This window comes from Bacillus haikouensis, assembly GCF_013179555.1.
In the GTDB taxonomy this organism is placed as follows: domain Bacteria; phylum Bacillota; class Bacilli; order Bacillales; family Bacillaceae_B; genus Rossellomorea; species Rossellomorea haikouensis_A.
Genome location: NZ_JABMCR010000021.1, coordinates 1 through 26,509, shown reverse-complemented (window position 1 = coordinate 26,509; position 26,509 = coordinate 1). Strand labels below are relative to the sequence as shown.

At 40.8% G+C, this 26,509-nt stretch carries 29 protein-coding genes and 1 pseudogene; 21 read left to right on the top strand and 9 right to left on the bottom strand.

The genetic code is table 11. The features are described from left to right. The 3 genes from HP456_RS03970 to map form a co-directional block, all read left to right on the top strand. Nucleotides 1-401 (top strand): topoisomerase C-terminal repeat-containing protein (locus tag HP456_RS03970; RefSeq protein WP_172248709.1); only part of this gene is annotated, 401 nt, incomplete at its 5' end. A 193-nt stretch (nucleotides 402-594) separates the two neighbouring features. Further along, nucleotides 595-1,248 (top strand): type 1 glutamine amidotransferase domain-containing protein, encoded by a 654-nt coding sequence (locus HP456_RS03965; RefSeq protein WP_246288722.1) that lies wholly within the window; start codon nucleotides 595-597, stop codon nucleotides 1,246-1,248. A 401-nt stretch (nucleotides 1,249-1,649) separates the two neighbouring features. Further along, nucleotides 1,650-2,393, top strand: coding sequence for a type I methionyl aminopeptidase (gene map / locus HP456_RS03960; RefSeq protein WP_172248708.1), 744 nt, complete (start codon nucleotides 1,650-1,652; stop codon nucleotides 2,391-2,393). A 46-nt stretch (nucleotides 2,394-2,439) separates the two neighbouring features. Here the strand turns inward: map and HP456_RS25765 are convergent, their stop codons facing one another. Then, the gene (locus HP456_RS25765; RefSeq protein ID WP_512698729.1) at nucleotides 2,440-2,595 is read right to left on the bottom strand and encodes a DUF8096 family protein; all 156 of its coding nucleotides are present in this window, start codon (nucleotides 2,593-2,595) and stop codon (nucleotides 2,440-2,442) included. Nucleotides 2,596-2,947: 352 nt separating this feature from the next. On the opposite strand from HP456_RS25765, the gene HP456_RS03955 reads away from it, so the two are divergent. The 6 genes from HP456_RS03955 to HP456_RS03930 all read left to right on the top strand — a co-directional run bounded on the left by HP456_RS03955 (nucleotide 2,948) and on the right by HP456_RS03930 (nucleotide 10,141). Continuing rightward, nucleotides 2,948-3,760, top strand: coding sequence for a LysM peptidoglycan-binding and 3D domain-containing protein (locus HP456_RS03955; RefSeq protein ID WP_172248713.1), 813 nt, complete (start codon nucleotides 2,948-2,950; stop codon nucleotides 3,758-3,760). 279 nt (nucleotides 3,761-4,039) lie between these two features. Further along, nucleotides 4,040-4,624, top strand: coding sequence for a 3D domain-containing protein (locus HP456_RS03950; protein ID WP_246288719.1), 585 nt, complete (start codon nucleotides 4,040-4,042; stop codon nucleotides 4,622-4,624). A 385-nt stretch (nucleotides 4,625-5,009) separates the two neighbouring features. Beyond that, nucleotides 5,010-6,542: a glycine betaine uptake BCCT transporter gene (locus HP456_RS03945; protein WP_172248707.1), complete on the top strand. Its 1,533-nt coding sequence runs from the start codon at nucleotides 5,010-5,012 to the stop codon at nucleotides 6,540-6,542. A 266-nt stretch (nucleotides 6,543-6,808) separates the two neighbouring features. Further along, nucleotides 6,809-6,943 (top strand): YjcZ family sporulation protein, encoded by a 135-nt coding sequence (locus tag HP456_RS25595; RefSeq protein WP_172248706.1) that lies wholly within the window; start codon nucleotides 6,809-6,811, stop codon nucleotides 6,941-6,943. Nucleotides 6,944-7,096: 153 nt separating this feature from the next. After that, nucleotides 7,097-7,735 (top strand): lytic transglycosylase domain-containing protein, encoded by a 639-nt coding sequence (locus tag HP456_RS03935; protein WP_172248705.1) that lies wholly within the window; start codon nucleotides 7,097-7,099, stop codon nucleotides 7,733-7,735. 174 nt (nucleotides 7,736-7,909) lie between these two features. Beyond that, nucleotides 7,910-10,141, top strand: a complete 2,232-nt coding sequence (locus tag HP456_RS03930) for an AAA domain-containing protein (RefSeq protein WP_172248704.1) — start codon at nucleotides 7,910-7,912, stop codon at nucleotides 10,139-10,141. Between the two features lie 39 nt (nucleotides 10,142-10,180). On the opposite strand, the gene HP456_RS03925 is transcribed toward HP456_RS03930, so the two are convergent. Then, nucleotides 10,181-12,949, bottom strand: a complete 2,769-nt coding sequence (locus HP456_RS03925) for an EAL domain-containing protein (RefSeq protein ID WP_172248703.1) — start codon at nucleotides 12,947-12,949, stop codon at nucleotides 10,181-10,183. Nucleotides 12,950-13,169: 220 nt separating this feature from the next. Next, nucleotides 13,170-14,222, bottom strand: coding sequence for a selenide, water dikinase SelD (selD, locus tag HP456_RS03920; protein WP_172248702.1), 1,053 nt, complete (start codon nucleotides 14,220-14,222; stop codon nucleotides 13,170-13,172). 206 nt (nucleotides 14,223-14,428) lie between these two features. Here selD and HP456_RS25290 point away from each other — a divergent pair. Then, nucleotides 14,429-14,614 (top strand): annotated as a pseudogene (locus tag HP456_RS25290) (Rdx family protein); the annotation flags it as partial. Nucleotides 14,615-14,798: 184 nt separating this feature from the next. Here HP456_RS25290 and HP456_RS03910 read toward each other — a convergent pair. Then, entirely contained in the window at nucleotides 14,799-15,206 is a 408-nt protein-coding gene (locus tag HP456_RS03910; protein WP_172248701.1) for an Hsp20/alpha crystallin family protein, read from the bottom strand. Nucleotides 15,207-15,303: 97 nt separating this feature from the next. On the opposite strand from HP456_RS03910, the gene selA reads away from it, so the two are divergent. Beyond that, entirely contained in the window at nucleotides 15,304-16,719 is a 1,416-nt protein-coding gene (selA, locus tag HP456_RS03905) for an L-seryl-tRNA(Sec) selenium transferase (RefSeq protein ID WP_172248700.1), read from the top strand. Nucleotides 16,720-16,809: 90 nt separating this feature from the next. Here selA and HP456_RS03900 read toward each other — a convergent pair whose 3' ends face one another. Further along, nucleotides 16,810-17,067 carry a hypothetical protein gene (locus HP456_RS03900; protein ID WP_172248699.1) on the bottom strand — a complete coding sequence of 86 codons (258 nt, stop codon included), beginning with the start codon at nucleotides 17,065-17,067 and terminating at the stop codon, nucleotides 16,810-16,812. Nucleotides 17,068-17,185: 118 nt separating this feature from the next. On the opposite strand from HP456_RS03900, the gene HP456_RS03895 reads away from it, so the two are divergent. Then, complete coding sequence (locus HP456_RS03895; RefSeq protein WP_032088517.1) at nucleotides 17,186-17,323, top strand: small acid-soluble spore protein P; 138 nt, start codon at nucleotides 17,186-17,188, stop codon at nucleotides 17,321-17,323. Nucleotides 17,324-17,443: 120 nt separating this feature from the next. On the opposite strand, the gene sspO is transcribed toward HP456_RS03895, so the two are convergent. Continuing rightward, nucleotides 17,444-17,593: a small acid-soluble spore protein SspO gene (gene sspO, locus HP456_RS03890; protein WP_172248698.1), complete on the bottom strand. Its 150-nt coding sequence runs from the start codon at nucleotides 17,591-17,593 to the stop codon at nucleotides 17,444-17,446. A 328-nt stretch (nucleotides 17,594-17,921) separates the two neighbouring features. Here sspO and acnA point away from each other — a divergent pair, with 328 nt between their 5' ends. The 7 genes from acnA (at nucleotide 17,922) to HP456_RS03855 (ending at nucleotide 23,207) form a co-directional block, all read left to right on the top strand. After that, a complete protein-coding gene (gene acnA, locus HP456_RS03885) occupies nucleotides 17,922-20,630 on the top strand; it encodes an aconitate hydratase AcnA (RefSeq protein ID WP_172248697.1) in 2,709 nt (902 codons plus the stop codon). 199 nt (nucleotides 20,631-20,829) lie between these two features. Beyond that, the gene (locus tag HP456_RS03880; protein WP_246288717.1) at nucleotides 20,830-21,429 is read left to right on the top strand and encodes a peroxiredoxin family protein; all 600 of its coding nucleotides are present in this window, start codon (nucleotides 20,830-20,832) and stop codon (nucleotides 21,427-21,429) included. Nucleotides 21,430-21,523: 94 nt separating this feature from the next. Next, complete coding sequence (locus HP456_RS03875; RefSeq protein WP_172248696.1) at nucleotides 21,524-21,670, top strand: FbpB family small basic protein; 147 nt, start codon at nucleotides 21,524-21,526, stop codon at nucleotides 21,668-21,670. A 122-nt stretch (nucleotides 21,671-21,792) separates the two neighbouring features. Continuing rightward, nucleotides 21,793-21,936, top strand: a complete 144-nt coding sequence (locus HP456_RS03870; RefSeq protein ID WP_172248695.1) for an acid-soluble spore protein N — start codon at nucleotides 21,793-21,795, stop codon at nucleotides 21,934-21,936. Nucleotides 21,937-22,020: 84 nt separating this feature from the next. Beyond that, on the top strand, nucleotides 22,021-22,254 hold the full coding sequence (gene tlp / locus HP456_RS03865) for a small acid-soluble spore protein Tlp (protein WP_172248694.1): 234 nt from the start codon (nucleotides 22,021-22,023) through the stop codon (nucleotides 22,252-22,254). Nucleotides 22,255-22,405: 151 nt separating this feature from the next. Then, a complete protein-coding gene (locus HP456_RS03860) occupies nucleotides 22,406-22,831 on the top strand; it encodes an acyl-CoA thioesterase (protein ID WP_172248693.1) in 426 nt (141 codons plus the stop codon). Nucleotides 22,832-22,901: 70 nt separating this feature from the next. Further along, entirely contained in the window at nucleotides 22,902-23,207 is a 306-nt protein-coding gene (locus tag HP456_RS03855; protein WP_172248692.1) for a hypothetical protein, read from the top strand. Between the two features lie 41 nt (nucleotides 23,208-23,248). Here the strand turns inward: HP456_RS03855 and HP456_RS03850 are convergent, their stop codons facing one another. After that, nucleotides 23,249-23,542, bottom strand: a complete 294-nt coding sequence (locus HP456_RS03850; protein WP_172248691.1) for a HesB/YadR/YfhF family protein — start codon at nucleotides 23,540-23,542, stop codon at nucleotides 23,249-23,251. A 125-nt stretch (nucleotides 23,543-23,667) separates the two neighbouring features. On the opposite strand from HP456_RS03850, the gene HP456_RS03845 reads away from it, so the two are divergent. Continuing rightward, nucleotides 23,668-23,928: a hypothetical protein gene (locus HP456_RS03845; protein ID WP_172248690.1), complete on the top strand. Its 261-nt coding sequence runs from the start codon at nucleotides 23,668-23,670 to the stop codon at nucleotides 23,926-23,928. A gap of 55 nt (nucleotides 23,929-23,983) precedes the next feature. On the opposite strand, the gene HP456_RS03840 is transcribed toward HP456_RS03845, so the two are convergent. Both HP456_RS03840 and plsY read right to left on the bottom strand, forming a co-directional pair. Next, nucleotides 23,984-25,141 carry a CapA family protein gene (locus HP456_RS03840; protein ID WP_172248689.1) on the bottom strand — a complete coding sequence of 386 codons (1,158 nt, stop codon included), beginning with the start codon at nucleotides 25,139-25,141 and terminating at the stop codon, nucleotides 23,984-23,986. 294 nt (nucleotides 25,142-25,435) lie between these two features. After that, a complete protein-coding gene (gene plsY, locus HP456_RS03835) occupies nucleotides 25,436-26,023 on the bottom strand; it encodes a glycerol-3-phosphate 1-O-acyltransferase PlsY (RefSeq protein ID WP_172248688.1) in 588 nt (195 codons plus the stop codon). Between the two features lie 199 nt (nucleotides 26,024-26,222). Between plsY and HP456_RS03830 the strand changes: the two genes are divergently transcribed. After that, nucleotides 26,223-26,509: purine/pyrimidine permease (locus tag HP456_RS03830; protein WP_172248687.1), on the top strand; the 287-nt coding region annotated here is incomplete at its 3' end.

Here is a 26,509-nt window from a genome sequence, read left to right as displayed (position 1 = left end):
AAGTAAAGAAATTAAGTCATTCACTTATTCAAAATGCATTGCGAGAAGCCGAATCCTGGGATTTTACCGATCTTGATACTGCAACCATCCAGCGTACACCAGTTAAAAAAGGAAAACGCAGCAGCAAAGCGAGCCTTGGGACATGCTTGAAATGCGGCGGCAAGGTTATAGATAAGGGCAAGTTCTATGGCTGTTCCAACTACCAAAAAACGAAATGCAGCTTCACGATTTCTAAAACGATCCTTTCAAAAAAAATTACCGGTACGATTGTTAAAAAAGTATTGAAAGAAGGAAAATCGGACCGGATCGATGGGTTTACAAAAGGAGACAAACAATTTTCGGCTTACCTGGGCTGGGACCCTAATCAAAAGAAAATACAGTTTCTATTTGATGTCAATTAGAGCAGATAGTACAAAAAAAGGTATCTGCCAGCCTTGTAATACAGCGATTCTTAAGAATAAGCCGCTGTTTTTTCTATCAGTATATAATTTTCATCTGATATGTATCAGTGCGGCCACCTTCAATAAACGTTTAATTTCCCTCAAAACGGATAAACCAATTATGTACACATGAGAATATATTGGAGGGTATACATTGAAAAAAATTTTAATGGTATTAACAAATGCAAGTAAAATTGACGATGAACACGAAACTGGACTCTGGTTATCAGAATTTGCAGAGCCATATGCAGAGTTTAAGAATCAAGGCTTTGAAGTAGATGTAGCTAGCCTCAAAGGCGGAAGAATACCTCTTGACGCTAACAGTTTAGATGATGAAAACGTGGAAAACTGGAAAGGGATCACAAAGGAATTAGACCAGACATTGGTGCTCTCCCAGCTAAACGTGAATGAATATAGCGGCATTTTCCTTCCTGGCGGGCACGGAACGATGTTTGACCTGCCGAAAAGTGCTGAACTACAACAGACACTTTCTCATTTTGCAGAAAATAATAAAGCAATCGGAGCTGTATGTCATGGACCTGCAGGCTTTGTAAATACCAAATTATCAAACGGGGAATGGCTGGTGGCCGGCATAAGCCTTACAGGTTTTACGAACGAAGAAGAACAGCAGACTGGCCTGGATTCATTAATGCCGTTTCTGTTAGAAACAAAATTACGTGAGCAAGGGGCACAATTTGAGAAGTCAGAAGCTTGGAGTGACCACGTAATAACAGACGGAAAGTTTGTAACCGGTCAAAATCCTCAATCCAGTCAGTCCACAGCAGAAGCCTTTGTAAAAATAGTATAGCATTATCCTTCTTGATAAGCCTGAAAAGCCAATGGGATGCTCCTCATTGGCTTTTTTTATTGTATCGGATCCTTCATGCATGGAAGATTCTGGCGCCTGCAGTTCATCAACAAAGTGGTAAAATTACATTCCCGGTTGCATAGGACGCCATCATAAGGCATATAGCATGTCATTGGTACTTCTCAGGTCAGTAAGAAAGTGGATATCAAAAAAGCCATAAGCAGTGCAGCCATGGCCTTGACTGCAAACGCTGCCCATGTCTTTAAACATTCCGGGTTTCTATCTATTCATATAATGAAGTAGAGAATCTTCTTTTTAAGCGTGTTACCTTTCACTTTAAAATTTGAAACGGTTTCGGTATAGTAAGGGAAGATGAAATTCATAAAGAGAAGGAAGATAATATGATAGTCAAATCAGATGAAGATTTACAAGCGTTGAAAGAAATCGGCCGTATCGTCGCAACTATCCGTGACGAATTGAGGATTAGAACAAAATCTGGGATCACGACAAAAGAACTTGATGAAACAGCAGGGAAAATGTTCGAAGATAACGGAGCCATATCTGGGCCGAAAGGGGAATATGACTTCCCGGGATATACTTGTATCAGTGTTAATGAAGAAGTTGCTCACGGTATTCCGGGAGATAGGGTCATTCAAGAAGGCGACCTGGTTAACATTGACGTATCGGGTTCCAAAAACGGTTATTATGCAGACACGGGCATTTCGTTCGTAGTAGGTGAAGGAGATCCGCGACTGACCGACTTGTGCGAAGCTGCCCTTAAATCATTCGAAGCCGGTCTGCGGAAAGCTAAGGCAGGAGCGAAACTGAATGGGATTGGAAAAGCTGTTCATAATGAGGCAAAAAAAAATGGCTACACTGTTATTAAAAATCTTACAGGTCACGGAGTTGGGAAGTCACTTCATGAAAAACCGGATCATATTCTTAATTACTTCGATCCATGGGATAATGGACTACTTAAAGAAGGCATGGTCATTGCCTTTGAACCTTTCATTTCAAGGAGAGCTCAAAATGTTGTTGAAAAAGGCGACGGATGGACGTACATCACACCTGACAAAAGCCTCGTTGCCCAAATTGAACACACCATCGTTATCACCAAAAAGGAACCAATAATTTTAACACAATAAAGCAGAGAGGGACTGGCCAGCAAAAGGCCAGTCCCTCTTTTTAATGTTACACAATTTTCGTTTTACCGCATTCCTGACACTTGCGATAAAATTTCCCATCCAGCACTCTGGATTTAAATATATTATTTCCACATTCGCACCGTCCGGCATTTTCATCCGGTTCATCTTTGTAGAGTACAATTTTCTCTTCCCGGTTGTCCAATGATCATCAAACCTCCTGCGTCAGTTCTGGTGTTTCTATTAGTATAAATGGTAAATAAAAAGATGTTAAGTGAAATCAGAGTAGTTTTTCGCTTTATCGGTAACCTGCTGCTTTATCTATCTGCAACTTCAAACACCTATAATTATCCTTACAATCCATTATTATCTAAAATAACTGGTTTATAATCCCTCTAATTGATAGTTTATACAAGAAAACGCTTACTATTACAGATGTGAAATATTCTTGACGCATGTTTATAATTGTCCTGTTATTGTATTGAGATTTTACTATGTTAGTATTTTCCCTGTTAGCAAAAATATATATCGCTAGCTACATAAGGAGGAATTTTTCTATGAAACTAAAAAAATCGATTATTTCTGTTGCTGCATTCACTACTCTGGCAGTATCTGGTGGAGCTAGCGCTTCAGCTCAAGAAATCGAAGTCAAAAAGGGAGATACACTTTGGGGACTGGCGAAGGAATATGGAACAAGTATTGATCAACTTAAAACGTGGAACAACTTAGGTTCAGATATTATATTTCCTGATCAGGAACTCACAGTATCTTCAAAGGAATATTATACAGTAAAAAAAGGTGACACGCTTTGGGGAATCTCTGCAAATTATGGCGTTTCAGTGGACAGCCTCCAAGGTTGGAATGCATTGGAAAGTGACCTGATCGTGCCTGGTCAAGAATTATTGATCAACCTGGATGATAAAAAAGCAACTTCAACTCCTGTAAATACTTCTGAGCAAGAAGAGGCTGCACCAACGCCTGCGCCGGAAGAAAAGCCAGAGGTAGCTCCAGAAGCTGAAGAACCTGCTGCAGAACCTGCACAAGCACCTGCTAAGGAAGAACAGGACGCTGTAGTTAAAGAACTTACAGTTGAAGCCACTGCATATACAGCTGATTGTGAAGGTTGCTCAGGTGTCACTTCAACAGGTGTTAACCTTAACGAAAATCCTGATGCAAAAGTAATCGCAGTGGATCCGGATGTTATCCCACTTGGTTCAAAGGTATATGTTGAGGGTTATGGATATGCAACTGCTGAAGACACTGGGGGAGCAATCCAAGGAAACAAGATCGATGTATTCATTCCTTCAAAAGACCAAGCCGTTGACTTTGGCAGAAAAACAGTAAATGTAAAAGTACTTGAAACAAAATAACCATTTATATAGATCGCCTCATTGGGAATCTCTTCCTAATGAGGTTTTTTATTACTCGCCAAACTAAATCATTATCCTCAATTAAATTCCTATCTATGCAAATCGTGGATTAACTTCCAGTGAAGTTGATTGAAAACTTTCAATTTTCCCTACTGTTACGTCTGTGTCATCCAATTGTTACTCGATTATAAACTGATTGATATATGCTTGATGCAAGCCTATGTTACCATTTCTTTTGTTGGTTTCATTCACGAACCACAAAAGGAGGAATATGACAATATGAAAAAAGTTTTATTTACCATTTTTTCCTTCACAGTTATTCTTTCAATCGGAATACATTCTGCATCTGCAGAAACTGAGGTTAAGACTGAAAAAGCTCTAAATGATTATCATAATATAGAAAAAGGTGATATCCTTTGGGAAATTGCCGAACGTTATCATATTTCCATTGAAGAGGTAGTTACCCGCCAGGAGCTGCTGGAACAGGGTATGACTGTGAAAGATGAAAAAACACAAAATGAAGCTGTAAAAACTTCAGCAACAGATAAACCTGAAAAAGAAGATAACGTAGTCAAAGAAGTAAATGTTACAGCAACCGCTTATACTGCATACTGTGAAGGATGTATCGGTATTACAAAGACAGGGGTGGACTTAATCGCCAATCCTGACGCAAGAGTCATAGCCGTCGATCCGGATATCATTCCATTAGGATCTAAGGTTTACATCGAAGGATACGGATATGCGCGTGCAGAAGATACAGGCGGCGCCATCCAGGGTAATCGAATCGACATTTATATGGAGCATGAAGAAGATGCTCTTCAATACGGTGTAAGAGATGTCAAAGTGAAAATAATAGAAGAATAGATAGAAAAGACGCTCCCTCTGGGACGTCTTTTTTTATAATATGATCCTGATGTTATTGCCTCAAATAGTTAGTATAGTATTATGCACAATTGCAACAGTATGTTTCCGTATTTATAAGAGAATAGAGTATTTCGTATATCGACTTAATTTCATTTTTTGGAAACAGCTTTTCTGCATTTTATTTAAAATTAGATGGAATGAAAACGTTGTATAGGCAAATACTAGTCAAAATCAAGGCTTATCGCTTGCAATTTCAACCTTTTGTTTGATAGGGTAACAACTGTTGGTTTCAAAGGCGGAAAACAGGGAATAAGAAAATGGGACTATTTCTGTTACTACTATCCGCAGACATATTTACAAATACATAATCAGAAAGGAGATATTTATGAAAAGAATTTCAAATGTTTTCTGGATTACAGTGGTGCTTGTTGCAGCAGCTGTAGCATATGGAGTCATCGCTCCAAAATCTTTTGAAGATGTAACCTCTAGTATGCAGACATTCATTACCTCTACATTTGGTTGGTATTATTTAATATTAGTGACCGTAATTGTAATTTTCTGTGTATTCCTGATCTTCAGCCCCATAGGTACGATTCGACTGGGGAAACCGGATGAAAAACCGGAATACACAAAAGGTACATGGTTTGCCATGCTATTCAGTGCCGGAATGGGTATTGGACTAGTATTCTGGGGGGCAGCAGAGCCTCTGTCTCACTTTATGACTCCGCCACTTGCAGAAGGGGGTACCAATCAAGCTGTTAAAGAAGCGATGCGCTATACGTTCTTCCATTGGGGAATACATGCTTGGGCAATTTATGCAATCGTTGCCTTAGCCCTCGCTTACTATAAATTCCGTAAAGATGAGCCCGGACTGATTTCTGCAACGCTCAGACCTATTTTCGGTGACAAAGTTAACGGCCCGCTTGGAACAATCATCGACGTCCTTGCTGTTTTTGCAACGGTAGTTGGTGTTGCTACGACACTCGGATTCGGTGCGGCCCAAATAAACGGGGGGCTGTCTTATCTATTCGGGATACCGAATAACTTCACTGTTCAGTTCATCATCATCGCTATCGTCACCGTACTGTTTATGATCTCAGCATGGTCCGGATTAAGTAAGGGTATCAAATATTTATCGAATACAAATATGGTACTTGCAATTGGATTATTCGTCCTTGTATTCTTTATCGGCCCGACACTGCTGATCCTGAATATATTCACTGATACGATCGGAGCGTATATTCAGAATATCGCTGCGATGAGCTTCCGTATCGCGCCATTGAACGAAGAACATCGCAGCTGGATTAATGGATGGACGATCTTCTACTGGGCATGGTGGATTTCCTGGTCTCCATTCGTTGGTATCTTTATTGCACGTGTATCCCGCGGAAGAACGATTCGCGAATTCCTGATCGGGGTGCTCCTGCTGCCTGCACTGGTCAGCTTTCTTTGGTTTGCTGCTTTCGGTACTTCTGCCATCGAAGTCCAACAGGCCGGAACAGATTTGTCTCAATTTGCAACAGAAGAAGTGCTTTTTGCTGTATTTAACAGTTTTGAATGGTCCACAATATTGTCTGTTGTAGCCATTACGCTGATTGGAACTTTCTTCATCACTTCAGCGGATTCAGCAACATTTGTTCTAGGAATGCAAACGACATATGGTTCATTAACACCTCCTAATTATGTAAAATTAACTTGGGGAATTGCACAATCAACCGTTGCATTGATCCTTTTATACAGCGGGGGATTGCAGGCCCTGCAAAATGCGCTCATTGTTGCTGCACTCCCATTCTCAGTCATTATGGCCCTCATGATGATCTCGTTATACAAATCATTGAACCACGAGAAAAAGGAACTTGGTTTATACATTAAGCCTAAACCAAGAAAGAACTCACCTTCTCATAAGAAAATTCAATAGTTCATATGCGTCCAGACATAGTCTGGGCGTTTTTCTTTTGCAGTTCAACCTGAGCTAAACCTGATAACTGTAAATACTTTCTGTTCTTTTTTACATCTGGACGTTTTCATCATTTATTCATAAAAATTGACTGATGAATCCTTATATAGCAGTAATTTCGTTAACAGTGATGCAGACTACTGCTCAATAATGGTGATTTTAATTAACCTACAATTTGTCCCAGGCATACATTAATATCGTAGTTAGATAACTGGAGGTGACTGATTATGTATGGTGGATACGGATACCCTGGATATGGATGTGGCTACGGCGGGGGCGGTGGCGGATACGCTGGCGGCTTTGCTTTAATCGTGGTTCTATTCATTTTGTTAATTATCGTTGGAGCAGCGTTTGTTTACTAATAAAAACTCACAAAACGAATGATCCGAAGAGTACAGAAATGACTCAGTCGGGTCATTTTTTTATGGTTATCCAACAATTATACGATTGTATTTAACTGCTTCTCATATTAAAATACATAATGGAATCAACATTATGGAAGGAGGCGTGGCTATATGCCAACTAAAACGAAAAAGAAAAAGACCCCGAAAAAAAACAAGCACGCCTCTCCATTTATCATTCTACTGATCCCTATTCTAATATTGGCAATTTACTTCACAATAAACTCTCTACCCATTTCCAATAAGCTCTCACTGGTTGGAAAAGAAGAGGTGCCTTCTCAATATATCCCGATTTACAAGGCAGCTGAAAAAGAATACGGTGTCCCTTGGAACTTGTTAGCAGCTCACCACCGCGTTGAAACAAGGTTCTCCACAATGAAATCACTCATTTCCCCTGTGGGGGCGGAAGGGCATATGCAGTTCATGCCATGTACATTTGTTGGCTGGTCACACCCTACATGCGGTGATCTTGGCAAAGGGGACATACCTGAAGAACAGAAAACGGATCCCAGGATTATTGAGAAATACGGGGGTTACGGGGTTGATGGAAATGGAGATGGACTTGCCGATCCATTCCAAATAGAAGACGCCGTTTTCAGTGCAGCAAATTATTTAGCACGCAATGGCGCAGCAAGAGGTGAAATTGAACAAGCTGTATTCGCCTATAATCACAGCGACAAGTATGTAGAAGACGTCTTATATTTCGCTGAAAGATATATTGAAAAATCAGAAGAAAGTGATAACCAACAATGAACTTTCATACTCTTGTCTATCCGAAGAGAACCGGTACGGAATACGGTTCTCTTTTATTTGCAGAATTCCTACAGTATGCAAGCTACATTTAATGAGAGGTAATACTTCACAACATACATAAAAATTGTTATGCTTATTTTTTGTCTGAATTCAAGGAAAACAGGTGGTTACAATATGAAGATTTCTTCATTGGTTGAGGAGTGGCAGGCTGCACTTGAGATAGAAATTGCACATCTAATGAAAAGGGAATCCACGGGGATCTTTGTAGAGGAAGGGAGATGCCTGAGGAAAGATGAATCGGTCTTCATCTATTGGTTCACTCTCGCATACCCAGCTTCCCTCCCCGAAGGCAGCTCCGCAATATTTAAGACTGGAAAAAGACAGTTTTCCGGGAAAGTGATCAGCTCTGAAGAAAGAGAATGCATCCTGGAGTTCAATCAATACATTGGGGATACTGTATCAAACGGGCAGCTATTATATGAACCATGGGAACTGCTCGAGAAATTAATTGAAAGACTGGATGAAGCCAAAGAGAGACATGGCAAGTCAAGAAGAATCAAAGATCTCATGTTTCCTCCTGAAGAAATATTTCATAACACAGTCTCTGTAAAAAACACATTGCACGAAGCCTATGTAAGAAGTAAATATAATCCAGTAACGTATCTCTGGGGACCGCCCGGAACCGGTAAAACGTACACATTGGCTCGCGTAGCAGCCTATCATTATTCAGAAGGCAGGCGGGTACTGCTTCTTTCTCACAGCAATGCAGCGGTGGATGTATTAATAGAAGAGATACACCAATTCCTGACCGGTCATGACCGCTGGAAACCCGGGGATGTTATCCGATATGGAGTCAATCACAAATCATATCAAGAGGAAGTTACCGATTTGAGTGTGACTCAGTTGTTGGAGCAAAAGGACCCGGGGCTTGCACATGAAAAGAATAAAGTGGAAACATACCGCAGGAGGCTGAAGAAAAAACTTGCAAAGTCATTCTCCCAATATGACTCTGAACGGTTATCACAATTGGAGATTCATTATCAAAAGCTGAAAGAAAAGCTCAAAAGACGGGAAGGTGGACTTGTCAATGACGCAAAGGTAATCGGTGCAACATTATCGAAAGCGGCGATCGATCCGATTATTTATGATGAAGAATTTGACCTTGTCATTGTCGATGAATCAAGTATGGCATATGTACCTCAAGTGGCATTTGCTGCTTCGTTAGGGAAGAAAATCATCATATGCGGAGATTTCAAGCAACTTCCCCCTATTGCGGCAAGTTATCACCCATTAGTGACGAAATGGTTAAAGGAGGATATCTTCCATCTGTCAAAGGTTGCTGATTCAGTGGAAAATGGAAAGGAGCACCCACAATTGCTTCTTCTCCCGGAACAAAGACGCATGCATCCGGCCATTTCGGCATTTACAAACCATTTCATCTACCATTCCAAAGTTGGTGATCATCCTGACGCTGCAAAAAACAGAGAGAACATCCTAATAAGAGACCCATTCCCCCTCCAAGGAAGCATTCTGTTTTCACTCAAGGAAGGCTCTGAGTGGGGAGCGACTGAACGTGGTTCAAGATGGAACGTCCTCTCAAGCTTCATCACCATCATGCTGACCATGAAGGCGCTTGAGGATGGAATACGGTCAATCGGAATCGTTACTCCTTACCGGGCACAGGCAAAATGGTATAACCTGCTGATTCAGGAACTTATCGAACCCAGCTATAAAAGTGAGAAACCAATTTTGTATGCTGCAACAGTTCACGGATTTCAAGGATCGGAAAATGATATGATTCTTTTCGATACCGTGGATGGTAAAGCTCATGAAAAAGCCGGTGCTTTACTTACCCGTAAAGGAAGCGAAAGGCTTATAAATGTAGCTGTTACAAGGGCAAGAGGGAAATTCATTCTGGTTGCGGACGATGAATTCTTGAAGAAGAAGACCCGACCATCCCAGCCAATACATCAACTGATCGATTTTCTGCACACCAAAGGATATGTGGAAAGTGGCAACCATCTTAACAAATCAGTAAAAAGCTGTACAAAAAGACTTAAATGGTATTCAGTCAACGATCACAAAAGGATAATCAATGACCTGCATGCATCAAAGGAGGAGATTATCGTGAATGTGAATTGCTTAAACGATATTCCTCCTATAATTTTGAAAGTCCTAAAGGAAATAGAAGAGAGGGTCACTGTAAAAATACTATGTAAACAAAAGAACCAAGAAACCTCCCCGCATAATTGTGAAGAATCCACCACTGATATTCCATTTCTCAGTTTGGATAGGAAGGTTCTATGGTTTAACTGTTTCTTAACAGGCAGATACAAAAGATACCCCCATCAAATTCGAGTATTTTCCAAAACGATCCATCAGCATTTCTTCAGACTTATCCAGTAACCCCCTCAAGGAGTATCATACCTTAAGGGGGCAGCTGTGCTATCCTGGAAAGGCATGCTGCCGTACATGGCTCTCATACCACCTCTTAAATTCGAATGGAGTCAAAGGTTTGCTGTAATAATATCCTTGAGCGATAATATCGCCTTTTGTTATTAGATAGTCCACCTGTACTTTTGTTTCGACTCCCTCACACACTACACTGCTTTCCAATTTATTCGTTAAGTCCAGGATACTGTCAAGAAATGCTCTGTCCCGCTCTAATTCAATATGATCAATAAACACTTTATCGATTTTGATTTTATGGAGAGGCAGTTCTTTCATTTGACGCAGGGAGGAATATCCTGAGCCGAAGTCATCGAGGGCAAATTTGATTCCCAGATCACTAAGTTCGTTCAATGTCTGAAGCGTCTGACTAGAATACTCAAAGAAAACATCTTCAGTGATTTCAAATTCAATAAGCTCACCTATATCTGATGCTTGAAAGTATTCATTTAATACACCGGCAAAGCCTGTATTGACAATTGTGGAGGGCGATATATTTATCGCCATTTTCATACGGGGCAAACCTTCTTCACTCCACTTATCCTGCTGTTTAAGTGCTTCCTTTATCACCCAGTGGGTCACCTCATCGATCATTCCGTTATTTTCACACAATGGAATGAACTCTGCCGGAGGTATCATCCCAAGGTCGGGGTGACTATAGCGCAGAAGAACTTCAACCCCGGCAATTTCTTTCGTTTGGACATGGATTTGCGGCTGATAAACAAGAAAGAAATGATTCTGTTCAAGTGCTACTCTTAATCCGTTTTCAATTGTGGTTCTACGGCTGTATGATTGTTCAATCAGACTCGAATAGAAGGAATACGTATTCCTTCCAGTAGACTTCGCATTATAAAGGGCCTGGTCAGCATGCGCAAGAATGGCTTTGAAGTCAGGACCATCCATTGGAAAGCGTGCAATTCCGATCGAAGAGGTCGTAATAAACTCATGCTGATTGATGTTCCAGGTTTTCTGTAGTGCTTTAAGCAGCCTTTCTGCTCTGTACTTTATATGGACTTCATTATTACATGGAAGAATGAGTGCAAATTCATCTCCGCCCAACCGGGCAAAAAACTCATCAGAATCGATGTTTTCCTTCACTCGTGCAACAAAGTCGATCAATAATTGATCACCGGTATCATGACCAAACGTGTCATTCACCCATTTAAACCTGTCAAAGTCCAATATCATGACTGAAAACCCGCCTTTACTTTCCGTATAGCCATGGATTTTCTTTTCCAGCTGCGAGGTAAAAAAACCCCTATTGGGAATGCGTGTTAGAGTGTCATGATAAGCGAGATAGGTCAACTTCTTTTCTAATTCGATACGCTCGGTTATTTCCCTGGATGTGACAAGATAATATTTTTCACCATTTTCAAGGATTGGAACTACTGAAGATTCCAGGCAGATATACTTCCCGCTCTTTTTTTTATATCGAAATATCACATTCGCTGAAGAGCTTTTGTCCTTTACAGTTTCAAAAACCTTTTCAACTTTTAACCGGTCTTCATGATGGATCAGGGCTAAGGCATTATGGTTTACCAATTCCTCTTCTTGATACCCTAACGCGTTGAAATGAGAAGGGGAGACGAACTTAGTTATTCCGTCCGAATCCATCAGCAGGATCAATTCCCTGCTGAATTCGGAAACCAGCCGGTAGTGATTTTCTTTTTCGGTTAATTGTTGCTTCAAGTGAACATTCTCGGTCATGTCTTGAATGATTGCATAGACTCCGATGATTTTATCAAGGTAAACAATCGGGAAGCTTTTCACTTTTATCGTCAGTTCTTCATTTTTCCCGGAAATGATTTTTGTTTGAAATTCTATTGTGTTACCTCTCAAAGTAGAAAAAAAATGACGGAGCGTTTCTTTATGGTATTTCTTTGGGACAAAGGAATGATACGATTTATTGATCAGTTCCTCAAGGGCGTATCCTGTGATGTTTTCGGCAGCAAGATTACAGTTTGTTACTTTTCCTCTGGAATCGAGTGCATATATGGCATATGGATTCTGATTGAAAAGAGAATGCAGCCTGATTTGTTTAATATCCTGAGCACGTTTCATTCGTTGATTGGATACCAACTGAATGATAAATCCTGTCACGATTAAAAGAGAAGTAGCAAGGGATACAAGAGTGACCGTCAATTTTTCTGTCATGACAAATGCAGGCAGTTTCACTTCCCTGTCTGCCCACAAATGAATACTCTTCAGACAAAAGTAATTCATCGCCAAAATAGCCAACCCCAGAGAAGAAGTGCTTTTTAGAATATTTGAAGATTCACGGATTCCACTATATAAGAAATAAAATGCTGCAATACTGAATAGGTATGGAATCAGCACTGCAAGAATAATCTTGCTCCAATCAATATCAACAAGAACGTTCGTTATGGAATACATTGCACTGAAATGTACGAGTAACATAGTTAATGTAAGAATTGATGCACCAGCAATAACGGCACGCCATTTCGGTAGATTGGCATGTAACACATTATAAGCTGCATAACATCCAGAGGCAGCCACCGCTAATCCGATGATGAAATAGAATTGATTATAGAAGAGTTTAGTATCATTTTTTATCATTGAAAGAAACTGTATAGACCAAATGGTTAAACCCAATAATATCGGGCTGAACCATTTTTTCATCTGGGGATATTTATGATCCCCTCCAGTCTGGTTAATTAACTGAAAGGATGTATAGCTTCCGGTAAAGGACAGGATGGCGAGAAAGAAAATAATAAAAGGTTCATATTTGAATGTGATTAAATCCATAAATGTATTTTTCCTCCTTAATACATAGATACATCATAGAAAAGGGAGGACATTCCGTCAATGATAGAAAAGAAAAATGTTTTTATTGTTTTTGAAGGGGAAAGTTGTATAAGACTGAGAGGAATGGGGGCTGCTTAAACAAAGGCCACTCACATTAAAGAAGGGGATATAGCGAGCCTCAAGTAACCAACACATTATTAATAACTCAAGGCTCACTATACTATTTTGAAACTACGATAGGTTTATCCGTTTTATCCGTCACTTCACCGATTACCCATGCACGTGCTGCATTCTCCTGCAATTCCTCGATATATTTAGCGGCCTGGTCTTTTGGAAGACTTACCAGTAGGCCGCCAGAGGTAATCGCGTCACAAAGGATCAGCTGTTGAACTTCTGAAAGTGCCGAATCATATGAAACGGCTTCTTTGAGCCATAAATGATTTGCTTTTGATCCCCCCGGGATGACACCTGCTTCGGCAAGTTCTTCTGTACCTGACAATTGAGGGATTGATGAGTAGGTCATATGCAGAGTCACATTGCTTCCTTTCGCCATTTCAAATGCATGACCAAGGAGTCCGAAGCCCGTAACATCTGTGACAGCGTTAGCTTGAAAGTTCTGTAAAGTCTCTGAAGCTCTCTTATTCAACATACACATAGCTGAGATCACTTCAAATTCCTGTTCTTTTGTGACAGCCTGACGTTTGATGCCCGTTGTCAGGATTCCTGTCCCAATTGGTTTCGTCAATACCAAAACGTCTCCAGGAACAGCACCTTTATTGGTCCAATACTGATTTGGGTGAACGATCCCCGTCACACTTAGTCCAAACTTCGGCTCTGCATCATCGATGGAATGACCTCCTGCAGTTATTGCCCCGGCTTCCAAAACTTTATCCTGTGCACCAGCAAGGATCTTAGTCAGAGTATCACTTCCCAGTTTTTTTACCGGAAAACCGACAATATTCAATACTGTTTTCGGCGCGCCGCCCATGGCGTACACATCACTCAAGGCATTCGCTGCTGCAATTTGACCGAACAGATAAGGGTCATCAACAATAGGAGTAAAGTAATCGACTGTTTGAACAAGCGCAATTTCATCGGTAAGTTGATAAATACCCGCATCATCAGAGGATTCATTTCCCACTAACAACTCTTTTGTCTTGGGTTGAGGTGGCAGCTGACGCAAAACTTGCGCCAAGTCACTTGGACTTAATTTGCATCCTCAGCCGGCTTTGGAGGAAAGAGCCGTCAAACGGATGATCTCTTCTTTACTCATAGCTATCACTCCTTTATGTATAGTTACCTACATTGTACAGGAAAATATAAGAGAACGGGCAAAATGTAAACCGAACAACCCGATGTGATTTGCGTCAGGATCATCTCTCCTATAGAATGTAATCAATAATAATATTGAAAGGCGGTAATTTCATGGATAACCGTAAAATCAAAATCGAATTCTGCTTAAGGTGAAACTATTCACCAAAAGCCGCGAGTTTCGCGGAACAGCTATTTACACATTTCCGATACGATATTGAAGAAGTTCTGCTCATCCCATCTTCAGGTGGAGCCTTTGAAATCACTGCAGGAAACATCAAGATCTATTCGAAACTTGAAACTGGAGTATTCCCTGAAGTAAATGACATCATTACCGAGATCGAGCGTATGTAGGTACTAAAGAAAAGCGCAAGCACTATGTCAGCCACAACAAGCGATGAATGGCCGACCGGTGAACTTCATTGGTCGGATCGAAACGCTCGACGGGCTGAATGCAGGAGCTGAAACATTCACAAGGTTATTTTTACACTTTCCTATCAAACATAAAAGCCTGGGAGTCCCAGGCTTTTTTCATCTATTAGAGAGAATGATGATCACCGTCACATATCCCTTGTACCCGGATGATTAATGAGGTTCGCTCCGAGCATTCCTGTTTGGGTACGTTGATTTCGATGGTATGATGCTCCAGAGAATATGTTAAATCCCGCTTCTGCAGGCAGAAAGGGAACTCGATATCCCTGCTCCTTGCCCTTAATTCGTTCTTCAATCTAATCGATATAACAAGCCGGTGATCTTTCTTCATCAGAATCAGCTCATCCGGACAAATATTTTCAGTTTCAACTTCCACGATGAATGAATCTGTCGTGTCGAGGAAGTCAATTCGGAATTCTTTTTCATCTAGCTGAACTTTATCGGGATCCAATAACCAATCCTTCATCCTCTCTTCCCAGTTCTCTAAATAAAAATCTTCCTTACCCTTTCCCATTACACCTGACCCCTAACTTTCTCTTTTACACATTCTATTCTTTCTGCATTAAATGGTGAGGGTGTTATAATAGGGAAAAGTTACAAAGGAGGTAAACATGAAGAATCAGCTGAGACAAATCCCCCCAATCCATGAACTTCAGCGTACAGTTGAATTCAACCGCTTCATCTCGAGCCAGAACCTTTCATTTGAAATAGCAGCAGACCTTGTGAAGGAAAGTGTTGCTCATATAAGAACCCATATCCAGCAAGAAATATGGGATGGTCCTTTACCCGAATCAGACCTATTCATTCATGCTGTAATTACTCTGGCCACTTACTTAAAAAAGGAAAAGCTCTCCCTGTCTTTACTTAGAGTCATCAATGCAAGCGGAACGATTTTACATACAAATTTAGGCAGGGCGCGATTGGGACAGGAAACCATCGAGCATATGTGTAAAGTCACAAGTTCTTATAACAATCTGGAATACGAAGTGCAAAACGGGAAAAGAGGATCTCGTCACGCACATGCAGAAAAGTTCATCCGTGAATTGACAGGTGCGGAAGCAGCGATGGTCGTTAACAATAATGCTGCCGCCGTGTTTCTCATACTTACTTCACTTGCAAAGAACAAGGAAGTGATTGTTTCAAGAGGGGAGCTTGTAGAAATTGGTGGTTCCTTCCGTATTTCTTCCATCATGGAAGAAAGCGGAGCAAAGCTTGTCGAAGTCGGAACGACGAATAAAACTCATTTACAGGATTATCAAAGATGCATCGATGAGGAAACAGCCATGATCATGAAAGTACATCAAAGCAATTTTGTCATGAAAGGATTCACATCATCAGTAGACACAGAAGTACTTGCTGAACTGACCAATGAATATGATCAAGTTATTTTTTATGAAGATTTGGGAAGCGGGTCGCTTTTTGACTTTTCAAACCAAGGTATCGGGAATGAACCCGTAGTCAGAAAAGTGATAGAGCAGGGTGCCGACCTCGTTTCGTTCAGTGGAGACAAGCTGCTGGGCGGACCCCAAGCAGGGATCATCGCAGGAAGGAAGGAAATTGTCGACTCACTAAAAAAACATCAGCTAGCCCGAGTTCTCCGAGTTGATAAAATGACGCTGGCAGCGCTTGAAATGACTTTGCTGCATTATCTCAAAAAAGAAGAACATAAGATTCCTGCCATTTACGACATAACCCGATCGAAAGACGATATTCTCCAGCAATCACTGTCATTGATGGCACAGTTAAAACAGAAAAATAGTTCTTTCCAACTTGAAATAGTGGAGGGGAAAAGCAGAGTAGGCGGGGGGACCATGCCAGAGGTAGAGCTGGATACGTATCTTATTTCGATCTTTCACAATCGTCTTACCAACCATGAATTACACGAACAATTAAGATTAAGTGAACCATCCATTATTACACGAATTCAACAAGAGCGCCTTCTTATCGATTTAAGAACTGTTTCAATTGGGGAACATGAAGAAATACTTGAAGTACTGGATACGATACATGAAGAGTTAGTTCGTTGAGACACAACCGTCCTGAGCTCAGACTAATGAGGATAGATTAAATACAAAGAGGCACATTCCGGAGTACTGGAATGGCCTCTTTATGGATTATTATTGTCCGTTCACTTCATTTACAATCGATTCAATGTCTGATTTGAATTTTTGCAGCTGTGCTTTTTGGGTTTCCGAAGCTACTTCAAGGGCATTTTCAATTTGCTGATATGCTTCGTTCACTTCAGTTCTAAGGTGTGAAAGCTGGGAACCGTAGCTTCCGCCATCAAGAACTAATTCATTTACAGTATTTTGCACATTTGTGAATCCCTGTTGTGCAGCTTGGAACGCTTGCTGTTTATTTTTATGATAAGGCATTGTTATTCTCTCCTTCAAAGTAAAATTGCCTTTATATTATAGGCATTACAGCACGATTATATACGGATGAATAAACTCTATCCGCCAAATCCATTCTAAATAAGAGGAGGGATGGATCATGAACAAAAATGACAGCAAGGATATGAGAAAAAATGCACCTAAACAATCAGGGCAGCCAGAACCGCTAAGCGGCTCTCACAAAGTAAAAAATCAAAACCATACCCGTCAAAAGCACAATAGCAACCACGATATGTAAGCTGCAAAAAACTCTGCAAGTTCAATTGCAGAGTTTTTTGTTTAATATTCTAAAGATTGGGTAAGTGAGAAGGGGAGTGTCTAGGTGTGCCGACAGCATCATTGCACAGCAGGTCAGCAGCTATTGATTTGTTTTTCTTTTTTTATTGTTCTGACGCTGAGCTTCCGTTAACGGCTCATTGGAGAACTCTTCATTGTAACCGGCACCCTTGCCCTGTGCTTTTGCAGCATTCATTCCGTTCATCACGTGATTTGCTTTTCGTTTAGCCAATTGAAACACCTCCCTATGAATAGGATACCTCCATATCTGTACTGTTATTAGAGGAAAAGGACACAAGTGCAAATTGTTTTTTCAAGATAACATTTTTCTTCAGCCGACATCTTTTGACAAGGGTGTAAATACTGTAGTACCAATATTTTGTATGAAAACGAAAGGCGTTTACATATTCAGATAAGTAAAACTTATCAAAAACAATAACTTTATTGTTATTTACTTATGTAATCGCTTGTATTAATATTGGTAATGTGAGAAAAGTTCGTTATTTAATAACGACCACTTTTCGACTTAATGTGTATATGTAGTTAGAGGGGGAATCGAAATGGCAAAGAACGATGTATTTAATGCACGATCTTCTTTCGAACTGGAAGGAAAACGTTATCATTATTATCGGTTAAAAGCTCTTGAAGAAGCAGGCGTTTCAAACATTAATCGCTTACCTTACAGTGTAAAGGTATTACTTGAATCAGTACTGCGTCAGTTTGACGGACGTGTGATCAATAAGGAACATGTGGAAAACCTGGCAAACTGGGGAGCAGCAAGCAAGGAAGCGGAGGTTCCATTCAAGCCTTCACGAGTTATCCTTCAAGACTTCACCGGAGTACCGGCTGTCGTTGACTTGGCTTCATTGCGTAAAGCCATGGCTGACATCGGCGGAGATCCTCAAAAAATCAACCCTGAAATTCCGGTTGACCTGGTCATTGACCACTCTGTACAAGTTGATGAATACGGTACAGCAGGTGCATTGAAAGCAAATATGGACCTTGAATTCGAACGAAATGCAGAGCGCTATCAATTCCTTAGCTGGGCTCAGAAAGCATTTGAAAACTATCGTGCTGTTCCGCCTGCTACAGGTATCGTTCACCAGGTTAACCTAGAGTATCTTGCTAACGTTGTTCACGCTGTTGAAACAACTGAAGGCGACTTTGAAGCATTCCCGGATACACTTGTTGGTACCGATTCTCATACGACAATGATCAACGGTATCGGTGTTCTTGGCTGGGGTGTTGGCGGAATCGAAGCGGAAGCGGGCATGCTTGGCCAACCTTCATACTTCCCGATACCTGAAGTCATCGGTGTTAAATTCATTGGCGAGCTTCCAAATGGAGCAACAGCTACTGATTTGGCACTGAAAGTTACACAGGTACTTCGACAAAAAGGTGTCGTAGGAAAATTCGTCGAATACTTCGGACCAGGGGTTGCTACATTGCCGCTTGCAGACCGTGCAACAATTGCAAACATGGCTCCAGAGTATGGTGCAACATGCGGATTCTTCCCGGTTGATGCAGAATCGCTTGATTATTTGCGCCTGACAGGTCGTGATGAAACTCATATCAAAATGGTAGAAGAGTATTTGAAGCATAATGAAATGTTCTTCACACCTGAAAAAGAGGAACCGACTTACACCGATGTAGTGGAAATCGACCTTTCTGCAGTTGAAGCGAATCTTTCCGGACCGAAACGTCCTCAGGATTTAATTCCGCTTTCTGATATGAAGGAAACTTTCCATAAATCAATTACTGCTAAAGAAGGCGTACAAGGATTTGGTCTTGATGCTTCTGAAATCAACAAAACAGCTAAATATACAACAGAAGACGGCACAGATGTAACAATGCCTACCGGAGCAATCGGTATCGCAGCGATCACATCCTGTACGAATACATCCAACCCGTATGTAATGCTTGGAGCAGGTCTTGTAGCTAAGAAAGCTGTTGAACTCGGAATGGATGTTCCTGATTTCGTCAAAACATCTCTTGCTCCAGGATCTAAAGTCGTTACAGGATACCTAAGAGACTCCGGGCTGCTTACTTACCTTGAGCAAATCGGATTCAATCTGGTTGGGTACGGTTGTACAACATGTATCGGTAACTCCGGTCCACTTCGTCCGGAAATCGAAAAGGCTGTTTCTGAGTCAGATCTTCTATTGACATCTGTACTTTCGGGTAACCGTAACTTTGAAGGACGTATTCACCCATTAGTGAAAGCAAACTATCTTGCTTCACCACCGCTTGTCGTTGCTTACGCATTAGCAGGCACGGTCGATATCGACCTTCAAAGTGATCCAATCGGAAAAGACAAAGACGGAAATGATGTATTCTTCAAGGATATCTGGCCTTCTCAGGATGAAGTGAAGGACGTTGTTAAATTAACAGTAACGCCTGAACTGTTCCGCAGAGAATATGAGCATGTATTCTCTGAGAATGAGCGTTGGAATGAAATTAAGACAAGCAACGAACCATTATACAGTTTTGATGACAAATCAACTTATATCCAAAACCCGTCGTTCTTTACAGGATTGGCTCCAACACCTGAAGACATCCAAGGATTAAATGAACTTCGTGTTGTGGGTAAATTCGGTGATTCAGTGACTACTGATCACATTTCTCCTGCAGGTGCAATCGGTAAGGATACACCGGCTGGTAAATACCTGCGTGCCAACGGTGTAGAGCCGCGTGATTTCAACTCTTACGGTTCTCGTCGTGGTAACCATGAAGTTATGATGCGAGGTACATTCGCAAACATCCGTATCCGTAACCAAATCGCTCCAGGTACAGAAGGCGGATTCACGACTTACTGGCCAGAAGAAGAAGTGATGCCTATCTATGATGCATGCATGAAGTATCAAGAAAACGGCACTGGCTTAGTTGTGCTGGCAGGTAAAGATTACGGAATGGGATCTTCCCGTGACTGGGCAGCAAAAGGTACGAACCTTCTTGGAATCAAAACAGTAATTGCTGAAAGCTACGAGCGTATTCACCGTTCCAACCTTGTTATGATGGGTGTTCTTCCACTTCAATTCAAACAAGGCGAAAGCGCTGAGACTCTTGGCTTAACTGGCAGAGAATCAATTTCTGTAAACATCACAAATGATGTTAAGCCTCGTGACATCCTGACTGTTACAGCAGTTGCAGAAGATGGAACGAAGAAAGATTTTGAAGTACTTGCCCGTTTTGATTCTGAAGTTGAGGTAGACTACTATCGCCACGGTGGTATCCTGCAAATGGTACTTCGCGGTAAGTTCCAAGCATAATGAATTCTTGAAGAAAGCCCTGAGATATTATCTCGGGGTTTTTTTGTATTATAAATGTCCCTCATATTTGTCTCGGGTGAATGTGATTACCCTAAAATAATAATGCGAATAGCAATACAAGTAGTTTTTAAAGACTAAACCGAGACAAGCTTACATAAGATGTTATTAAGCGACTAATCAGAAGGGGAGAGACATACTTTTGAAATCTTTTTTTGGAGTTTTGCTTGTCGGATTGCTGGTATATACATTTTATGTTGAAAATAAGTTCAGCCCTAATGCTTTTTCGAGAGAACAGTTTGAACAAGCCTCAGCGAATCAGTCCTATGATCAGCTGATAGATATTGAAGAAGGGGAAGTTGCCGAGAGTTCGGAACCTGCTGAACATTTTCCTGGACCGAATGTGGGGGATAAAGCGATTGATTTCAAACTGTCGGATTTATCAGGAGATGAGGTGACTCTGTCACAATTTAAAGGAAAAAAAGTGATCGTTAACTTCTGGGCTACATGGTGTCCGCCATGTAAAGACGAGATGCCCATAATGGAGGAATTCTATAAAAAGCATAGTGAGGATGTCGAAATCCTGGCTATCAATATCGATCCTCAATATAATGTCAAGGAATACCAGAAATCCATGGGTCTGACTTTTCCAATACTCCTCGATAAGGATGACAAAATAAACAAAGCATATGATATCCTGACCGTACCGACCACCTACGTTATCAACGAGCAAGGCATTATCACCCACAAACAAATCGGGGCAATCACCAGCAAAGAGGGTATGAATGCATTATTGAAATAAAGGTAACAGCCTCTCTATAGACTTTTGTTTAAAATATCTGAAATTTGGATATACTATTCATACAAGTCATTATATAGAAAGAGGTATCCTTAATATGCGCAGACCAAGAAAGAAGTCTTTCGCTGATCTTGTGAAAGAGAACAAAAAACAGTTACTCCTCGACCAGGATGCAATGAATGCCATTGAAGAAAGAATTGACGCCCGATTTGAAATTAAACGCCCTCTGAATAAAGCCGAGTAATCATTTACGAGGCTTTATTTTTATTTTGTGCGGATATCAGCAGTGTTTTATGATACATACCAATTATTACGCCTAAACTTCCTTACCAAATTGGAAATGATACTAATAAGGGGGGAAATACAATGAGCAATCCGAAAAGAAATAATAAACATTTTGTTCCGAACCATATCGGAACCCAATCAAGAGAAGCTGGTAACAATAACGGGAAGAAAATGCAGGATACATCGGGAAAACACGCCCAGGTAATCCAGACAAAGGGAGAATAACATTTATTCTTCCGATGTAAAATAATCTAGGGACCGACCCCGCGTGAAGGTCTGTCTTCAATACATCTTTAGGAGGAATGCAGCATGGCATGGAACAGTAAACCAAATCCGGATGATCGCAGTGATAACGTAGAGAAGCTTCAAGGTATGGTTCAGCATACGATTGAAAACATGGAGAAAGCAGAAGAGTCCATGGCTTTCACTGATAGTGAGGAGCAGCTTCAGTCGATCAAGGCTAAAAATGAACGCCGCCGCGAGAGTCTGGAAGCATTCCGCAGTGAAATCAAAGATGAAGCCGGTCAAAATGAGAACCGATAACCTTTTATAGAAAAGCCTCGAACATGCTTGAACATATCATGCATGTTCGGGCTTTTTTCTTCCTTCGTTGTCCAAGCTTCATTAATACAATGAACCTAAATTCTGTGATACTATTGAGTATGTGCATTAATAAAATATAGAGGTGAATGTCGTGCATATATCGGAAAACACAGTCCAAGTGCGGTACGCAGAAACAGACCAGATGGGCGTCGTTTATCACGCGAACTATCTTGTTTGGATGGAACTCGGCAGAACGAAATTGATAGAAGACCTGGGGTTTAATTATGCTGAAATTGAAAAGGAAGGTATACTGTCTCCTGTAGTCGACTTAAATATCAGTTATAAAACACCAGTACGTTACGGTGAAATAGCCCTTGTAAAAACATGGGTGGATGATTATGACGGTATCAGGATTACATATGCATATGAAATCTATAATGGAGATCATCAAATAGCGATAACTGGTCAATCAAAGCACGTCTGTGTCAAAAAAGAAAGCTTCCGTCCCATTTCGATCCGCAGAATGTTTCCAGAATGGCATGAGGCATATGAAAAAGCAAAAAAACAACACTCTTGATTAAAGAATCACTCAAGATAGGTTGAAAATCGGGCAATGAGTTTTAACATGCAGGAGAGAGGAAGAAGTAATGGCATTTGGGGTTAACCGAAAGGAATTGAATGATTGGAAAGAAAGCGTAAAAAGAGGAGAAGTAGCATTATTAACTCACTATTGGCTTGATGAACGCTTTCCTTCAATCCGGACTGTTACTAAGGCGGGCTGCGCTGATATCGGGAAACTTTATAAGTGGGGAAAGAAATATGGATTGAAGAAAGAGTGGATTCATAAGCGTCATGACGGATATCCACACTATGACTTAATGGGGGAGACTCAACTTCGAATCCTTAAAGATGAAGGGCTTGAGGACCATATTAAGCGTTTCTTGGAGAAATAAAGCAGCTGAAGCCGGGGATGTTCACACCCCGGCCCCGGCTTTCAGTTTTTTTTATATTCATAAAGGGGCTCTTCCAGCTCTTTATCGAATTCGACATACAAGTCGTGACTGTCGAAGTACCAGAGATCCCTTTCTTCTACAAAAAATGATCGGCCGTCAACTTCAATCGAAATACCTGCGTCTATCGGCTCTTCCTTATTTACTCCTAAAGAAAAGCTGTCATGCAGAGCACTGGAACCACCATATCGCACATAAAACCGAACATACTCTCCTTCATCAACCAGCATTTCGTTTTTAAACCAATTAAGGGCGTCTTTTGAAATATGTATCTTCATGTTTCAGACTCCTTTCTCCACATTTCATTATGTAACCCGTTCTGCCTGGACATACGGGAGACCGTTTTTATATTATATACATAAAGAACCGATGACATCTACTAATTCGCACAGGAGTTGATTACATGAAAACACAAGCACTCTTGTATTACATAGGTGCCTTTATTTTTGGAGGACTTGGATTAATGACGTTTCTACAGCTTGAAAAAGCAAGCTATAAGGTGGAAGCAGGTACTTTTATCATTGCAGCTTCCCTGATCTATTACGGGATGGTGACGCTCTACTATAAAAGCAGTAAAAACACATTTTTACTAGTCAACTTGATTCTTGCCGTACTTGCCCTTGGTGGAATATTCTTTAACGGTGCGCTGTTTGGCAGTCATTAAAGGAACTGAAATAAAAAGAGCTGATGTCCGATTAAGAACGTCAGCTCTTTTGTATCTATTGCGGTACTCCATTCAACATATGTGTAACCATTTCATCCTCGGAATAGGTGATAAATCCATTTTTTTGGGCAAAATCGAGCGGGTATATACGATAATTTTTATAATTGTTTTCGGCTACAAAAGTAGGTTGAAATTCGATTGATGGATAGGAGATGACAGCTCCCGCCGGATTGAGCTTTTTTTCAACCAGGACAGTTGCCATTCCGCCAATGTCCTTATAATCATCTTTTTGGCCCGACAGAAAGTTGCCAAGTGAATAAATGACGACCGCGTCGCGTCCATCACTTGTTTTATATGTCTGAATCGGCTGCAGTACATGAGGGTGATGACCAAAAATGATATCGGCCCCGTTTTCAGTCAGTACTTTTGCAAGCCTTTGCTGTTCGTCGGTTGGGAAGCGCTGATATTCATTCCCCCAATGAAGGCTCATAACAACCAGATCAATATCCAATGATTTGGCTTTTTTGATTTCTGCAATCATCTTCTTCTCATCCAGAAGATTGACTAAGTAGTCTTTATCTTTAGGAACTGGAATCCCATTCGTCCCATACGTGTATGAAAGAAGTGCAAATTTGATTCCGTTCACGTTAAATGTGCGAATCTTTTCTTTGTCTTTTTGACTCTTAAATGCACCTACATAGGGCATTGAGGTCTTCTCATAATAGTCAATGGCGCTTAGGAGGCCTTCTTCTCCCTGATCCAGCGAATGATTATTTGCAGTTGTAACTGCATCAACTCCGGATTCCTGCAGGGACTTTACGATCTCTTTTGGACTGTTGAATAGGGGGTAGCTTGATAAACCGATTTCTTTTCCCCCAGGGGTCGACTCCTGATTGGCAATCAGGAAATCAGGAGTTGCGAGCATATCCTTAACTGGCGCAAACATAGGCGAAAAATCAAACCTGTTGCCGGTTTGTGCATCTTCATATACTCTATCATGCAAAAGGATATCACCTATAGCCGCAATGCTTGCAGTGGACTTTATCGACTTACCTTCCGCTGGCGCCTCTCTAGTCGAATGCAGAAGTGAAGTGTGCTTTACCGGCTCCTTAGCAGAATCCCAGCCTTTATATTGATCCCAAACCAAGTATCCGATCACGGCCAATAATGGAATCACCACAATCAAACTTATTATGTATAACTTCCTATTCATATTCAAACTCCTTCTTCTAAATTCACCTATTTCGATATTATTTTACAGTAAAAAAGTTCTTAACGGGAGTACAGGTTGAAGAAAAAATCAATTACACTATTATTATCTAGATATCATCGAACTAAACAAGTATCCACAGGCAGCATATTTTTTAACGATTTTACAGTTTACAGGCGATTGAACAACATCAGTGCCCCTCGGAAAACAACTGTCATTTCAAAGTCCCCGTAAAAAAAGCGACCTATAACGAATCCATCCAGGCTATAGGATGATCCGTTAAGTTCGCTTTATTTGTTAAAGCCATTTAATTTTAGGCTCTGTTTTGTTTCTAATACGAATGATGTTGGCGCGGTGTCGATAGATGACAAAAAAAGCAAAGAAGCCGACAACGACCATCAAAGGAATATCTCCAGTGAATAAAGTATAAGTAAACGCAATGATTGCTGCAATCATAGATGATAGAGATACGTATTTAGAGACATAAAGCCCGAGAAAAAACACTCCCAAAAGTATAGAGAATAAAAGAGGGTCGTATCCCAGCAGGACTCCACCGGATGTCGCAACAGCTTTTCCACCCCTGAAGTTTGCGAAAAGTGGATACATATGACCAATCACTGCAAATATACCAGCCACCAGCATGAACATCTTTGGTTCCACATTGAATAGAAGCGGCAATAACGCAGCAGCGGTACCTTTCAGAATATCCATAATCGTTACTACCAGGCCAGCCTTGATTCCGAGTGTCCTGAACGTGTTCGTCCCGCCTAGATTTCCGCTTCCATGCTGACGAATATCTTTCCCATAGAACGTTTTACCGATCAATAAACCTGACGGAATGGAGCCAAGCAGATAAGCTATAACAAGAATAAGGGCATAAATCATGATCACTGCTCCTTTTGATATGTAGTGCGTTCTTTATTTTAACATGTTTTTATAGAAAACGGGAGAAAATCAGGAATTTTTTAGTACCTGTTCTTAAAACTAGATAATATTTATATGGAGGATAAATTCTCAATGTTATCCTCCTTTATATGGTAAAATAAATACACTTTACATCAATGGAATTGAAGGTGAACGTACTATGCATTTATTTTTGTCGGCGCTGCAATGGGTGGCATTTATGGTTGCAGGTTCAATTGCAGCCCCTATTGCGATTGCTGATTTATTTCAATTGAACCCCGCCGAAACCGCAGGCTTCATCCAGCGGACCATTTTCGTACTAGGAGCATCAAGCCTTATTCAGGCATTGATTGGACATAAACTGCCAATCAATGAAGGGCCAGCCGGTCTTTGGTGGGGAGTATTTGCCATTTATGCAGGGTTTGCAGGAACTCTTTACAGCAGCCACATTGAAGTATTAACCGTTTT

What these genes read in the sequence shown, in the direction of transcription:
- map (WP_172248708.1), top strand. Translation starts at nt 1,650, where the DNA reads ATGATAGTCAAATCAGATGAAGATTTACAAGCGTTGAAAGAAATCGGC.
- HP456_RS03955 (WP_172248713.1), top strand. Translation starts at nt 2,948, where the DNA reads ATGAAACTAAAAAAATCGATTATTTCTGTTGCTGCATTCACTACTCTG.
- HP456_RS03950 (WP_246288719.1), top strand. Translation starts at nt 4,040, where the DNA reads ATGAAAAAAGTTTTATTTACCATTTTTTCCTTCACAGTTATTCTTTCA.
- HP456_RS03945 (WP_172248707.1), top strand. Translation starts at nt 5,010, where the DNA reads ATGAAAAGAATTTCAAATGTTTTCTGGATTACAGTGGTGCTTGTTGCA.
- HP456_RS25595 (WP_172248706.1), top strand. Translation starts at nt 6,809, where the DNA reads ATGTATGGTGGATACGGATACCCTGGATATGGATGTGGCTACGGCGGG.
- HP456_RS03935 (WP_172248705.1), top strand. Translation starts at nt 7,097, where the DNA reads ATGCCAACTAAAACGAAAAAGAAAAAGACCCCGAAAAAAAACAAGCAC.
- HP456_RS03930 (WP_172248704.1), top strand. Translation starts at nt 7,910, where the DNA reads ATGAAGATTTCTTCATTGGTTGAGGAGTGGCAGGCTGCACTTGAGATA.
- HP456_RS03925 (WP_172248703.1), bottom strand. Translation starts at nt 12,949, where the DNA reads ATGGATTTAATCACATTCAAATATGAACCTTTTATTATTTTCTTTCTC.
- HP456_RS03910 (WP_172248701.1), bottom strand. Translation starts at nt 15,206, where the DNA reads ATGGGAAAGGGTAAGGAAGATTTTTATTTAGAGAACTGGGAAGAGAGG.
- selA (WP_172248700.1), top strand. Translation starts at nt 15,304, where the DNA reads ATGAAGAATCAGCTGAGACAAATCCCCCCAATCCATGAACTTCAGCGT.
- HP456_RS03900 (WP_172248699.1), bottom strand. Translation starts at nt 17,067, where the DNA reads ATGCCTTATCATAAAAATAAACAGCAAGCGTTCCAAGCTGCACAACAG.
- HP456_RS03895 (WP_032088517.1), top strand. Translation starts at nt 17,186, where the DNA reads ATGAACAAAAATGACAGCAAGGATATGAGAAAAAATGCACCTAAACAA.
- acnA (WP_172248697.1), top strand. Translation starts at nt 17,922, where the DNA reads ATGGCAAAGAACGATGTATTTAATGCACGATCTTCTTTCGAACTGGAA.
- HP456_RS03875 (WP_172248696.1), top strand. Translation starts at nt 21,524, where the DNA reads ATGCGCAGACCAAGAAAGAAGTCTTTCGCTGATCTTGTGAAAGAGAAC.
- HP456_RS03870 (WP_172248695.1), top strand. Translation starts at nt 21,793, where the DNA reads ATGAGCAATCCGAAAAGAAATAATAAACATTTTGTTCCGAACCATATC.
- tlp (WP_172248694.1), top strand. Translation starts at nt 22,021, where the DNA reads ATGGCATGGAACAGTAAACCAAATCCGGATGATCGCAGTGATAACGTA.
- HP456_RS03855 (WP_172248692.1), top strand. Translation starts at nt 22,902, where the DNA reads ATGGCATTTGGGGTTAACCGAAAGGAATTGAATGATTGGAAAGAAAGC.
- HP456_RS03850 (WP_172248691.1), bottom strand. Translation starts at nt 23,542, where the DNA reads ATGAAGATACATATTTCAAAAGACGCCCTTAATTGGTTTAAAAACGAA.
- HP456_RS03845 (WP_172248690.1), top strand. Translation starts at nt 23,668, where the DNA reads ATGAAAACACAAGCACTCTTGTATTACATAGGTGCCTTTATTTTTGGA.
- HP456_RS03840 (WP_172248689.1), bottom strand. Translation starts at nt 25,141, where the DNA reads ATGAATAGGAAGTTATACATAATAAGTTTGATTGTGGTGATTCCATTA.
- plsY (WP_172248688.1), bottom strand. Translation starts at nt 26,023, where the DNA reads ATGATTTATGCCCTTATTCTTGTTATAGCTTATCTGCTTGGCTCCATT.